Source organism: Deltaproteobacteria bacterium HGW-Deltaproteobacteria-2 (assembly GCA_002840505.1).
Lineage (GTDB): Bacteria > Desulfobacterota > Syntrophia > Syntrophales > Smithellaceae > Smithella.
In genome coordinates this window covers 305,289-318,279 of record PHBC01000001.1, presented here as the reverse complement: position 1 = coordinate 318,279, position 12,991 = coordinate 305,289, and the positions used below count along the sequence as shown (strand labels likewise).

At 44.0% G+C, this 12,991-nt stretch carries 11 protein-coding genes; 7 read left to right on the top strand and 4 right to left on the bottom strand.

Annotation, left to right across the window (positions count from 1 at the left end):
- The first annotated feature begins 22 nt into the window (after window positions 1-22).
- From CVU62_01450 to CVU62_01440, 3 genes are all read left to right on the top strand, one after another.
- On the top strand, window positions 23-1,297 hold the full coding sequence (locus CVU62_01450; GenBank protein ID PKN39438.1) for an MFS transporter: 1,275 nt from the start codon (window positions 23-25) through the stop codon (window positions 1,295-1,297).
- Between the two features lie 345 nt (window positions 1,298-1,642).
- Entirely contained in the window at window positions 1,643-2,359 is a 717-nt protein-coding gene (locus tag CVU62_01445) for a hypothetical protein (GenBank protein PKN38893.1), read from the top strand.
- A gap of 89 nt (window positions 2,360-2,448) precedes the next feature.
- A complete protein-coding gene (locus CVU62_01440; protein PKN38892.1) occupies window positions 2,449-3,441 on the top strand; it encodes a hypothetical protein in 993 nt (330 codons plus the stop codon).
- 105 nt (window positions 3,442-3,546) lie between these two features.
- Here CVU62_01440 and CVU62_01435 read toward each other — a convergent pair whose 3' ends face one another.
- Window positions 3,547-3,741, bottom strand: a complete 195-nt coding sequence (locus tag CVU62_01435) for a hypothetical protein (protein PKN38891.1) — start codon at window positions 3,739-3,741, stop codon at window positions 3,547-3,549.
- Window positions 3,732-4,553 carry a hypothetical protein gene (locus CVU62_01430; protein PKN38890.1) on the bottom strand — a complete coding sequence of 274 codons (822 nt, stop codon included), beginning with the start codon at window positions 4,551-4,553 and terminating at the stop codon, window positions 3,732-3,734. Before CVU62_01430 ends, CVU62_01435 begins: the two co-directional genes overlap by 10 nt.
- A gap of 415 nt (window positions 4,554-4,968) precedes the next feature.
- On the opposite strand from CVU62_01430, the gene CVU62_01425 reads away from it, so the two are divergent.
- From CVU62_01425 to CVU62_01410, 4 genes are all read left to right on the top strand, one after another.
- On the top strand, window positions 4,969-7,545 hold the full coding sequence (locus tag CVU62_01425; GenBank protein PKN38889.1) for a leucine--tRNA ligase: 2,577 nt from the start codon (window positions 4,969-4,971) through the stop codon (window positions 7,543-7,545).
- A 170-nt stretch (window positions 7,546-7,715) separates the two neighbouring features.
- Window positions 7,716-8,252 (top strand): hypothetical protein, encoded by a 537-nt coding sequence (locus tag CVU62_01420; GenBank protein PKN38888.1) that lies wholly within the window; start codon window positions 7,716-7,718, stop codon window positions 8,250-8,252.
- Between the two features lie 221 nt (window positions 8,253-8,473).
- Window positions 8,474-10,876 carry a hypothetical protein gene (locus CVU62_01415; GenBank protein ID PKN38887.1) on the top strand — a complete coding sequence of 801 codons (2,403 nt, stop codon included), beginning with the start codon at window positions 8,474-8,476 and terminating at the stop codon, window positions 10,874-10,876.
- A gap of 5 nt (window positions 10,877-10,881) precedes the next feature.
- Window positions 10,882-11,436 (top strand): hypothetical protein, encoded by a 555-nt coding sequence (locus CVU62_01410; GenBank protein PKN38886.1) that lies wholly within the window; start codon window positions 10,882-10,884, stop codon window positions 11,434-11,436.
- A 299-nt stretch (window positions 11,437-11,735) separates the two neighbouring features.
- Here CVU62_01410 and CVU62_01405 read toward each other — a convergent pair whose 3' ends face one another.
- Together CVU62_01405 and CVU62_01400 are read right to left on the bottom strand one after the other, a co-directional pair.
- Window positions 11,736-12,467, bottom strand: coding sequence for a DUF1460 domain-containing protein (locus CVU62_01405; protein PKN38885.1), 732 nt, complete (start codon window positions 12,465-12,467; stop codon window positions 11,736-11,738).
- 239 nt (window positions 12,468-12,706) lie between these two features.
- Window positions 12,707-12,970 carry a 30S ribosomal protein S20 gene (locus CVU62_01400; GenBank protein ID PKN39437.1) on the bottom strand — a complete coding sequence of 88 codons (264 nt, stop codon included), beginning with the start codon at window positions 12,968-12,970 and terminating at the stop codon, window positions 12,707-12,709.
- Window positions 12,971-12,991: the final 21 nt, after the last annotated feature.

Genomic DNA, 12,991 nt, shown 5'->3' with positions numbered 1-12,991 from the left:
CGATGCCAACAAAGGCAGGCGAATGAATACGAGCCGGAGTCCATGGTTCTGGGTTCCTTCCCTATATCTTGCCGAAGGCATTCCTTACGTGATTGCCATGACGGTCAGCGTTGTACTTTACAAAGATATGGGACTCTCCAATACCGAAATAGCTTTTTATACAAGTTGGCTTTATATCCCATGGGTAATCAAACCTCTCTGGAGCCCGTTTGTTGATATTTTCCGCACCAAACGTTTCTGGATACTGGCAATGCAACTGGCCATCGGCGCGTCACTGGCCTGCGTTGCCTTGACTCTGCCCGCGGCTAATTTTGTGCGCTACTCTTTGGCTATTTTTTGGATTATGGCTTTTTGTTCCGCTACGCATGATATAGCTGCGGATGGTTTCTATATGCTGGGACTCGATACGCCGCAGCAGGCGGCGTTTGTCGGTGTGCGCGTTATTTTTTATCGTATTGCCACTATTGCCGCCGAAGGCGGTCTGGTATTTATGGCCGGAACGCTGGAAAATTACGGTTATCCGGCAGCGAGCGCCTGGTCTCTTTCTTTTATCGGTGTCGCGGCTGTTTTTCTCGCGTTTTTTATTTATCACCTTTTCGCTCTGCCCAGGCCTGCATCCGATATCAGCGCGCCATGGGATAAATCGAAAAATTTTTTGACGGAATATTTCCGCGTTTTGACCCTGTTTTTCCGGCGCAAGGATATTCTTATCATCATCAGCTTCTTTTTATTTTACCGTTTTGCCGAGGCGCAACTCACTAAAATGGTCGTGCCGTTTTTGCTTGACGTGCGCACTAAAGGCGGCTTGGATTTAACGACGGCGGATGTTGGCATCATTTACGGCACGGTCGGTGTCATAGCTCTGATGCTGGGCGGGCTTCTGGGCGGGTTCGTCATTTATAAGAAAGGTTTAAAATTCTGGCTGTGGCCAATGGTTTTGATTATGCACCTGCCGGATTTGATTTTTGTCTATCTATCTCACTATCAGCCGGAGAGTTTATGGCTGGTCGGTTCCGCCGTGGCAATTGAAAAATTCGGTTATGGCTTCGGCTTTACCGCCTATACGATTTATATGATCATGGTTTCGCAAGGTGAATATAAAACTGTCTTTTACGCCATAGGCACGGGGATTATGGCGTTGGGTATGATGATTCCCGCGATGGGCAGCGGCTGGATTCAGGAAATGTTGGGCTATAAAAATTTCTTCATCTGGATTTTGATTACGACCATTCCCGGATTTATTGTAGCGGCTTTGGTTAAAATTGATCCGGAGTACGGGAAGAAAGCGACTCCGTGAAAAGTTCTTAAGTCTGTCATTCCTCGCGCAGAGACTGTGTCGTAATTGCAAATATCGGTTGTGCGTAATGAGTAATGTCCCCCGCTGGCGGGGGTCGGGGGTGAAAGTTTTTAGAACAGAACATACGTAATATTGGCCAGTTACGTATTACGTGAATTTTATCCACCTCCGTCACTGCGTGACACCTCCGCCAGCGGAGAACATTAAATGACTATATCTATTATTACGACACAGTCTCGTATGTGGGAATCCAGAACTTAATAGTACTGGATTATCCGGTCAAGCTGGATAATGATAGAAAAGATTTGAAAGATTGATTCTACTCTGCGATATGAAATAAAAATTATGAATGACAAACAAATCAACACGGCATTTATTTTAGGCGCGGGGCTGGGGACGAGGCTCCGGCCACTCACCGAAAACACGCCCAAGCCGCTTCTGGAGATCGGCGGACATCCGATCATCACTTATGCAATGGGACATCTGCGAGCTGTTGGGATAAAACGGTTTATTGTCAACACGCATCATTGTGCCGAAAAATATACCGGGGCTTTTTCCGAAAATAACTGGAAAGGCATTCCGATTACGTTTCGCCACGAGCCTGTTTTACTGGATACTGCGGGCGGCATTAAAAACATCGAAGACCTGATTGCCGAAGACGAACGCATTATCGTCTACAACGGAGACATCATTACCAACATGCCGATTGAACTGCTTATTAGAAAACATTTTGAATTGAAAACAACCGTCACGCTGGCGCTGCGTTCAATCGGACCGCTGCTCAATGTCAATGTTGATCAAGAAGGTTTTGTTTGCGACATGCGGCATATTTTGAAGAATGAAGGCGTCAAGAGTTGCCTTTTTGCCGGCATCTATATAGTGGAAAAATCTTTCCTGAAGCGATTGACCGCGGGCAAAATCGAATCGATTGTTTTACCGCTGATGGAGATGATAAAAGAAAATCCGCGCTCGGTCGGCGGTGTAGTTATAGATGACGGCTCTTGGTATGATGTAGGTTCTATCTCAGAATATGAGAAGTTGAAGAGGGAAGGTATAACTTGATTGTCATTTCGAGGAACGCAGAGACGAGAAATCTTTTTTTTAAACAAGATGTCTCCCTGCGGTTCGACATGACATAAACATGGCAATCTATGCATAAAGAAATACAAAAATTTTTAACTCAACATCTGGGCAAGGCTGATTTCAAGCTTGAGCCGATCAAGAAGGGCGGTTCCGACCGCCAATTTTTCAGGGTGTCTTTACCTCATGGAGACAGTTTTGTTTTTATGCATTACGGCGATGACGTTGCAGAAAACGCCCACTGGGCCGGCATCAATAAATTCATGGCATCGCTGGATATGAATGTACCGCGGATTATCACACAGGACATCTCAAAGCATTTTATCCTGATTGAAGATTTAGGCGAAGTTGATTTGTGGTCGCTCAGATTTGAGTCCTGGGAGGAAAGACGCGATTATTATTTTCAGGCACTCACGCAAATTTACCGTCTGCATTCCTTTGATCTGAAATCGATTCCCGCGGATGTAAAATTGTCCGAGGGTTACGGCCCCAGACTCTATAAATGGGAGCATGACTATTTTCTGGAGAATCTTGTCGGGGAAGTCTGCAAGATAAAACTTTCATCATCGGACGCCGCAAAGTTGATGAAAGAACTGGACGCGCTGTCCGCCCGCCTGCAAAAAATTGAGCCCTGTCTGATTCACCGAGATTTTCAATCGCAAAACATCATGATTAAAAACGAAAGACCGGTATTGATTGATTTTCAGGGGATGCGCGAAGGATGCCTTTTTTATGATCTTGGCTCGCTGCTCTGCGATCCTTACGTCACCTTTACTGACGAAGAAAGAAAAGAGTTGTTAGATTTTTATTATGAGCTGATGAATCTTTCATACAGCCATGATGAATTTATCCATAATTTTTGGATGGGATCGGTACAACGGCTTTTGCAGGCACTGGGTGCTTACGGTTTTCTCGGCCTCAAAAAAAATAAACCGGCTTTTCTTGGGCATATCGGCAATGGCCTGGAGAACTTACTCACGGCCGTCGATAACGTAAGCGGCCTGGAAACGCTCAACGATCTGGCAATTGAATGTGAAACAATCCTCGCCCGGAGAAATTATTAGAAAATTTAGGACTTAAAATATAATTACTATCGTGATGAATAATTAAGTATACTGTCGCCTGAATTCCCCTAATATGGTCCAGGGCGGCTTTTTAAAAAGAATCGTTCAGAAAATCAGGCAGGTTTTTGCCGGCTGACATTTTCCAGTCGGGATCCCGCTTTTCCAGAAAGGTGATTTTGGGTTAATGTCTAAAGCATGAAACAAATGATTTGTTTGAAGATGAGTTGATGGTGTTTGCTTTGTAAAATTATCAATTCGTGCTGTGCTTTCGATAAAGCCACTGCGCTCATTCATTTCCATTCATATTGAATCCACGGTGCCGAATCCATCAGCTTTCCGTCTATGGAAAGCTTCAGATCGCAGCTACCATATTCGCCACATCCCCGGAAAGTGATGTCGGCCACAATTTGGTCAAAGGTCAGGAAGGTGATTTTAAAATTTTTCATGGTCAATTGCATCACGTTGTTTTCCCTGTTCGTGATTTTAGTCTCGATAACCATTTTTTTTCTTGTCGCGATACTGTTCACAAAACCCTCCATACATTTGTCGTAGGGTTCCGTGTATTCAACCATCACGGCTTGTCCCGGGGCCAGTCCGGCCGACCCCAATAATCTGGAAGAAATCAACCGGGTCACCGCGATCGGTGTGCCGGATGTGGCGTCACAGATTTTTAGGCTGCCGTCTTTAACCGTAAAGAGCATATCTCGGGTGCACAAGCTGAGCAGGTCGCCGGCAAAAGGCTTCCACATCCAGGACGGCATGGCGGGCGAAACCAGGTCGATGCGGAGGGCATCTGAGTCTTTCATGGGACAAGAAAAAGTGAGTGTAAAGTGGTCGATAAAGGTGGTTCCAGTATTTTTTACCGCCACGAAACCGGTCCAATTATCCAGAAGCGGTCGAACCGACAGCCACTTTCGGTTTTTCACTCCGTTCATGAACGTGCCATAGTCTGTAATGGTGGCATTGATCACTGGCGATTTACCGTCGGTCTTAGCGGCAATTTCATCAGCAATGCGGGCAAAGGTGTCCGAGTTGAAAAATACCAAAGAGGAGAGAATGAAAAGTATCGCCAAGACGGTTTCTATTGTCAATAAACGGTAAATGGGTTTCATGGCGTCAGTTGCTTCCTTTATGGATGTATTTTTTTATATCAGCAGCCGCAGCAACACGTCGGCGGTAATAAAATTGCATGATGTAAAGTATATAAGAACTTACTTATTGGACGCTTATAACAAGACTGGGTTTGGCTGTCAATATCATTACGGTCATTGTCAATAAGAGGCTCGGTGCGAAAGCCTGTGCCTTTCTTTGACAGCCAGAAGGCGCCAAGTTTCAGATAGCGATTTTTTTCGTTTGGTGGCACGTTTGATGGTATATGCAAAAATTATCATACAATAATCCCTTTTCGCTTCATTTCAAATAAATAATATCAATTTGAAATAATTTCCTTTCGACAAAGGCATTGCGCTCATCATTCCGATATGTTAAGCAAATCATCAATATTCACAATCCGGAGAGATTTTTAAAATGAAGTACGAACCAATCACAATTGAAGAAAAATGGCAGAAAAAATGGGAGGATGAAAAGTCCTTCAAGGTTACCGAAGACCCGCAAAAGAAAAAATATTATCTGCTGGAGATGTTTCCATATCCTTCCGGCAAAATTCATATCGGCCATGTCCGTAATTACACCATCGGCGATGTCGTGGCGCGTTACAAGCGAATGAAAGGTTTCAATGTTCTGCACCCGATGGGCTGGGACGCCTTCGGCCTGCCCGCGGAAAACGCCGCTATCGAACATAAAATTCATCCATCGAAGTGGACGCACGAAAATATCGATCACATGAAAAAGCAGCTCAAGCGCATGGGCTTTAGCTATGACTGGGACCGGGAAATCGCCACCTGCGAGCCGAAATACTACCGCTGGGAACAGCTCTTTTTTATCTGGATGTATGAAAAAGGTCTGGCTTACAAAAAACGCTCCACAGTTAATTTCTGCACCCAATGCGACACGGTGCTCGCCAATGAGCAGGTGGAAGGCGGCCAGTGCTGGCGCTGCGGCACGGAAGTGCAGGAGAAGGTGCTGGATCAGTGGTTTTTCAAGATCACGGCCTATATCGAAGAACTGCTGGACTACTGCGACAAACTGCCCGGCTGGCCGGAACGCGTTATGACAATGCAGAAAAACTGGATCGGCAAAAGCTACGGCTGTGAAGTGGATTTTCCAATGGCCGATGGCAACAGTGCCATCAAGGTATTCACCACGCGTCAGGATACACTCTTCGGAGCGACCTTCATGCTGGTTGCTGCGGAACATCCGCTGGTTATGCAATTAAGCAAGGGCAAGGCCATTGAAAAAGAGGTCCTGCAGTTTGTCGAAAAAGTCAAAAAGCAGGATAAGCTGATGCGGACTTCCGAATATTATGAAAAGGAAGGCATGTTTCTAGATGCCTATTGTAAAAATCCTTTAACAGGGAAGGAAATGCCGATTTACGCGGCCAATTTCGTTCTGGCCGATTACGGCACCGGCTGTGTCATGGCTGTGCCCACACACGATCAGCGTGACTTCGAATTTGCCAAAAAATTCAATCTGCCGCTGATTGTGGTCATTTCTCCGAAAGACAGAATGCTCGATCCGGCGATGATGACAGAAGCTTACGTTGATGAAGGAGTCCTTGTTAACTCCGGACAATTTGATGGAATGGAAAACACCAAGGTTTTGGAAGCTATCGCTGATTTTCTGGAAAAAGAAAGGAAGGGCAAACGCACCATCCAGTACCGCTTGCGCGATTGGGGCATCTCCCGTCAGCGATACTGGGGCGCGCCGATTCCCATGATTAACTGCGCTAAATGCGGCATCGTTCCGGTTGATGAAAAGAATCTGCCTGTCATACTGCCGGAAAATGTTAAATTAAGCACCGAAGGTGGTTCGCCGCTCGCGTCGCTTCCCGAATTTGTCAATACGACCTGCCCCAAGTGCGGTGGTAAAGCCGTTCGCGAGACGGACACGATGGATACGTTCGTGGAATCTTCGTGGTATTTCGATCGCTTCTGCTGTCCTGATTGCGACACCAAGCCCGGTCTCGACCGCAAGAAACTTGATTACTGGATGCCGGTTGATCAGTACATCGGCGGCATTGAACATGCCATTTTGCATCTGCTTTACTCGCGCTTTTACACTAAAGTCCTGCGCGATTTTGGCGTGATCGGCGTGGACGAGCCCTTCACCAATCTGCTGACGCAGGGCATGGTCTGCAAAGAGACGATGAAATGCAAAGAACACGGATATCTTTTCCCTGAGCAGGTGGCGGATGGCAAATGCCGCATCTGCGGACAGGAAATAATTATCGGCAAGACCGAAAAAATGTCCAAATCGCTGAAGAATGTTATCGATCCCGATTATCTGATAAAAACCTACGGAGCCGATACGGCACGAATATTTTGTCTGTTTGCGGCGCCGCCGGAGAAGGATCTGGAATGGAGCGATCAAGGTGTGGAAGGCTCTTTCCGCTTTCTCAGTCGTCTGTGGCGCATCGTTGAAGAATATCTTGAAGACATAAAGCCTGTTGCACCTCTGTCCGGTGCCTTTGAACTGGAAGGTGAGTTAAAGGCGTTGCGGCGCAAAACCCACCAGACTATCCGTAAAGTGACCGTTGATATCGAAGACCGTTTTCATTTCAACACGGCCATCAGCGCGGTAATGGAGTTAGTAAATACTGTCTATCACACTAAACGTCCCGACAGCGATGATAAAGTGGCGCTGTCTACTGTGAGAGAAGCGCTGGAGGCCGCCATAATTTTGCTGGTGCCGATTGTGCCGCACATCACGGAAGAACTCTGGCAGTTGCTTGGTCATAAAGATCTGGCTGCCAATATTGCGTGGCCGGAATTTGATCCGGCGATTGCCAGTGAAGAAGAGATGACAATCGTCGTGCAGATTAACGGAAAACTGCGCAGCAGGATGACTGTGGCTGTGGATGAGGACCCGGAGAAAATCAAAGCAAACGCGTTGGCTGATGAAAAAATCAAGGCCATGACCGAGGGGACACAAATAAAGAAGGTTATTTACGTACCTAAAAAGCTGGTCAATATTGTTGTCGGTTAATAACAAAATAATGGTGAGACCTTTGCACTATTATCGATTTGTCATTTCGACCGAAGGGAGAAATCTTATAAGTTAATGACATAAAATAAAGATTTCTCGTCGTCCCGATACATCGGGACTCCTCGAAATGACTTGAGGTACAGTTTTGCAAAGATACGAGTGGTGTTATTATGATAAAAAGGAAAAATCATTTGAAAATTAAAGTCGCTTTTATTTGTTTTTTGTTTGCTTGCCTGTTTGGGTGTGGCTATTCATTTACATCACGTGGAGAGTCAATAGATAACCGTATTCAAAAAGTTTACGTGGAATCATTTGACAACAAAACAGCGCAGGCGGAAATAGAAAATTACGTCAGGACAGCTTTTATTAATCAGTTTATTCAAAATAGCCGTTTTAAAATCGCGTCCAGTGCGGAGGGTGCGGACGCGGTAGTAAGGGGTAAAATTCTTAATCTTAATACATCACCGCTTTCATATATAAAAGATGGTCTTGCAGCCGAAGAACGGGCGGCGGTTATCATAGAAGTTGTTTTTCAGGATAATTCAAACGGCAAAGTAATCTGGAGCGCGAAGAACATGACACAATCGGTTGATTATAAGCTCAACGATGATATTAATCTGCTTCCCACAACCAGAAAACAAGCTCTGATGAAGCTGGCCAATGACTTGGCGGAAAAAACCTTTAACCTGATGATGTCAGGATTTTAACTTCATTAATGTCACACCGGTGTGCAGACTGACTCATAACATTAAAGAATGTCATTCTGCATAGTGCCCTTTAGGGTAAATCACGACGTGTCGGGATGAGGAATCTTAAACAATTATAAAATAAGACTTCTCACCGCGATAAAACTGGGTTCGAAGTGACATGTAATTTCTCGTGGAGAGTGATAACGCGAGCTAATTTAATTGATTAAATTATTTTAAACATGACGCCTTCAGTTAGAAAATTCGGCCGATTCTTTCTTCTGCCCGTCAATGACGCAAAGGAGGCGCTAAGCGTCTGGCGGTCCGGCGCGCATGATGTCCAGGAAACAAAAAATCTTTCTTTATTCCTGAAAAAATTGTCAAGCAAATATTTACTGGTAATTGATGCCGACCCAAAGATTATTATTGATAAATTGTCTTTGCGCGAATTCGTTAGCGCTGCCGAAACAAATCAAGCAGGCAAGATTTATTCAGATTTTATTTTGCGCGACGGAAATAGGCTGGTTGAACATCCGCTTATAGATTATCAGGCGGGCAGTATTCGCGACGATTTTAATTTCGGACATCTTTTTTTATTTTCTTGTGCCGCAATCAAATCAAGTCTGCAAAAATACGGCTCGCTGCCTTCTGATGAGGATGCGGCTTTTTACGATTTGCGTCTGAAAATTTCCACTGACCATAAAATAGTTCACGTACCGGAATTTCTGTACACTGTATCCACGGAAAATAAAAAAAAGATAAAAAAATCCGGTAGGCAAACAGAGGCGCATTTTGCTTACGTTGCTAAAGAAAATTTGATTCGTCAAAAAAAGCTCGAAAAGATAGCAACAGATCACCTGAAGCGCATCGGAGCATATCTGCCTCCACGTACAAAAAGCGTGAATAAAGGACAGGATGACTTGCAGTGGAACTCCAGCATCGTCATTCCCGTGCTCAATCGTAAAAAGACGATTGCCGCCGCGCTGACCAGTGCCTTGGAACAAAAAACCGATTTTCCATTCAATATTATCGTTGTGGACAATCATTCCACGGACGATACCACGGGTATTTTGAAAAAATTCGCGGCAAAATATCCCCATGTCCATCATATTATTCCCACGAGACGCGACCTTGGCATCGGTGGCTGCTGGAATGAAGCAATCTATTCGAAGTACTGCGGACGTTATGTTGTTCAACTCGATTCCGATGATCTATACAGCTCACCGCAAACACTGCAAAAAATCGTGAACACTCTGCGCCGGGGCCGAAACGCAATGGTTGTGGGCTCTTACACGATTGTCAATGAGAGACTAAAAAAGATTCCGCCGGGGATTATTAACCACAAAGAATGGACGCAGGCTAATGGACACAATAATTTGTTGCGTGTCAACGGTATGGGAGCACCCCGCGCTTTCGATGCTTCCGTGATTCGCCGGATAGGATTTCCCAATGTCAGTTACGGCGAGGATTACGCTGTGGCTCTGAGGGTTACTCGTGAATATAAAGTCGGAAGAATTTATGACAGCCTATATCTCTGTCGTCGCTGGAAGAACAACACGGACGCCCGACTTTCTATGGAGAAAAAAAACGCCAATGATTTTTATAAAGATAAGCTGCGCACAACGGAAATTGGGGCCAGAAGATCAGCCGGTAAAGAAGAACCTTTTTTCAACAAGGAAGGAATTTTTGCCGAATTTGATGGAGGAAAAGGTTTATCGTTGGCCTTGCTTTGCCAAAGTCTTTATGATTCGCAAAAGAAAAACTGGCCACGACTAGCCGATGCCTGCCGTGACTTAAATGCCGTTAATAATAGAAAGCTATCAGGGAAATATAAAGCTTATCTGCAATACAATTCCGCCCGCGCTATAAGCAGCGGAGCCGCGGTTGATGCAGAGTCAATTAAGAAAAGACATTGCTTTTTATGTCATGAAAATATTCCAGTGGAGCAGAAAGGAATTTTATACAGAAACAAATATTTAATTCTTTGTAATCCGGCGCCGATTTTTATAAATCATTTTACAATAGTAGCGATTAAACACGAACCACAGAAGATAGCATCCTCTCTGCTTTCTCTTTTGCAGTTGGCTGACGATTTTTCGTCGGAATATGCTATCCTTTACAACGGTCCGGCCTGCGGCGCATCCGCACCCGATCATCTGCATTTTCAGGCGGTTCCAAAAAGCGGCCTTCCTTTCTTCCGGGAATTTAAAAAGCTGTCGACGGTTAAAGAAAATTCTTATGTAAGATACAGCCGGTGGGAAATTTTTGACCGTTCCGTAATTCTGTTGGAAGCAAAAAATGCGAAAAAATTAAGCGAACAATTTTTTAATTTACTAACAGTAGCGCAAAGAATACTTAAGATAAATGATGAACCGAAGTTAAATATCATTTGCGACTATTCAGGTAAACGCTGGAGGTTGGCTGTCTTCCTGCGTCAGAAACACCGTCCGAATTCCTATTTTGCAGAAGGCAAAGATAGAATATTTATTTCTCCGGGTGCCGTTGATATGGCAGGATTTGTAATCACGCCGCTTCTGGATAATTACAATCAACTGGATTATAATGCCATTCGCGAAATTTACAGCGAAGTATCACTACCGGAGAATGTGATGAATTCAATAATTAAAGAAATTGTAAAAGGATAGTGAAAATGTTTTTTACCGAAGATATAATTATAGACAGCTCGATGAGCTTTTCCGAAGCGATAGAAGGAATAAATGCGCCACTGGAGATTATCGATCTCTTATCAATGATAGATGTCTGCTACTATTCTTTTGACGGCAGAAAGCATCAGGGACAGATTATCGTCAACCGGGAACTGGAAGATGATGTTTATGACATATTTAACCTTATTGAAAAGATTTTATTCCCTGTTGGAAAAGTTATCCCCATAGTCGCTTATCAATGGAATGATCATAATTCCATGGCGGACAATAATTCTTCATCTTTCAATTTCAGGGTTATAGAAGGAACGACAAAATTATCCATGCATTCACTTGGTAAAGCCGTGGATATCAATCCGGTACAAAATCCGGTTATCTATCCCAACGGAGTTGTTGCACCTTCCGGCGCAAAATACCTGCCGGAAGAAAGGGGAACATTTATGGCCGACAACCCTATCGTCCAGGAATTTCTCAAGCGAGGCTGGCACTGGGGCGGTAACTTTGAACAACCGAAGGACTATCATCATTTCGAGAAACCCTGATTCCGATTTCACATCAAAGCGCTATCTTCGTTGGATTCGTCATCAGCTCCTCGACATATTAACATATATGCCTGCGGAGCTTCTTCCTCTCCGCCTTGCTATCATCTTTGATCTGAAATCGGAATAATATTTTCATTCGCCTGCCTTTGTTGACTGCATCGTCAGCTTCCTCGACGTATAAAAAAATACGCCGGATCCTGCCCCGCGTATGCGGGGGAGCTTCCTCTTGGCCGCCGCGGTATACTTTTGAAAATAAATTATTATATGCGATGAATGTTTAGATATATTTAAAGTCGTAATTATAATGGGCGGGCGACGATGATGCCGGCAAATTTTTTATTGGATTTCAGATAGGCAACGAGATTTTGTTTCGAGATGACCACTGCTCCTTCCTTGCTTGAGGCGTGAAGCAGGCGCAGGCTTTTCCCCTGCCATAAGGCAAAGCCCAGGTGTGCAACGTCCAGTCCTTCCTGATTTGTGGTAAAGGCAATGATATCGCCATTATATATTTTTGATTTTTGCGTGGTTACTTTATCTTTTTCAATTACAGAGAAAGCTTTTCGGGAAAGTATCTTTTCAATCGATGCCATTCTGGCAAGTTGCGCTTTGTTTTGCAATGCAGGATACAATTCACGATGAACAGTCATGAAATTTATTTTTTTTTGTTGAGGTTTGCCGCCAAGACTACTAGACACGTCAGTTAAAATTCCCTTTTTTTCATTATCGCGTAACCAATCAGTGAAGTAATGCAGGCGCGAAGAGTAGCCATCAATCTTCCCATGGCGATAACGTATTGATTTTAGATTTTTCCGGAATTCATGCTTTGAAATATTCCCGGCAGTGACGCATTGGGCAAGTGCAAGAACAGTTTCCACCAAAGTAGTACAATCAAAGGCCGATACATTGACAATCAAATTTTCTTTACCGGATTTCTCAAGCGTTCCCACTTTGTAGAGCTTGTTAATAAAAAGAAACCCGATATCTACTATTAAATCGCCGTAAGATGATTCGTCGTGTTTTTTTGCTTTCATAATAAGCTCTTCTTTTGATTAGTGTCTAAATGATTATTCGGAACAAAGCAAATACTAATATTAAGGATTAGCAGAGAGAGGAAATAAGTGCTTTAATAATAAATAAAAAGCGGCCGGTATTAGAACTGGCCGCTTTATGCGTTTTTATTATTGATCCCACGTCGCTTTGCTTCTGGGATAATGCGTCCGACAAATTTCAGCGCGTTTTACTTAAAAAATTTGGGACTCACTAGCGAGGGTCATTTAACAGCGTTGACTTTTTTAGTCAGTCGGGAAACTTTGCGTGAAGCATTTTTCTTATGAATTAAGCCTTTACTTGCTGCTTTATTCAATGCGGGGATAGCAGTTTTAAGCGCATTAATAGATTTTTCTTTATTCTTGCTGTTCACATTTTCAACTACTGATTTAATCTTTGTTTTTAGTGCGGACTTGGCGGCGATATTGCGCGCGCGGTTTTTTTTGTTCTGCCGATCACGTTTTTCTGCTGATTTATGTGTTGCCAAAAGCATCCTCCTGAACTTAAT

Coding starts and splice junctions, on each gene's coding strand:
- CVU62_01450 (PKN39438.1), top strand. CDS start 23: ATGAATACGAGCCGGAGTCCATGGTTCTGGGTTCCTTCCCTATATCTT.
- CVU62_01445 (PKN38893.1), top strand. CDS start 1,643: ATGAATGACAAACAAATCAACACGGCATTTATTTTAGGCGCGGGGCTG.
- CVU62_01440 (PKN38892.1), top strand. CDS start 2,449: ATGCATAAAGAAATACAAAAATTTTTAACTCAACATCTGGGCAAGGCT.
- CVU62_01435 (PKN38891.1), bottom strand. CDS start 3,741: ATGGAAATGAATGAGCGCAGTGGCTTTATCGAAAGCACAGCACGAATT.
- CVU62_01430 (PKN38890.1), bottom strand. CDS start 4,553: ATGAAACCCATTTACCGTTTATTGACAATAGAAACCGTCTTGGCGATA.
- CVU62_01425 (PKN38889.1), top strand. CDS start 4,969: ATGAAGTACGAACCAATCACAATTGAAGAAAAATGGCAGAAAAAATGG.
- CVU62_01420 (PKN38888.1), top strand. CDS start 7,716: ATGATAAAAAGGAAAAATCATTTGAAAATTAAAGTCGCTTTTATTTGT.
- CVU62_01415 (PKN38887.1), top strand. CDS start 8,474: ATGACGCCTTCAGTTAGAAAATTCGGCCGATTCTTTCTTCTGCCCGTC.
- CVU62_01410 (PKN38886.1), top strand. CDS start 10,882: ATGTTTTTTACCGAAGATATAATTATAGACAGCTCGATGAGCTTTTCC.
- CVU62_01405 (PKN38885.1), bottom strand. CDS start 12,467: ATGAAAGCAAAAAAACACGACGAATCATCTTACGGCGATTTAATAGTA.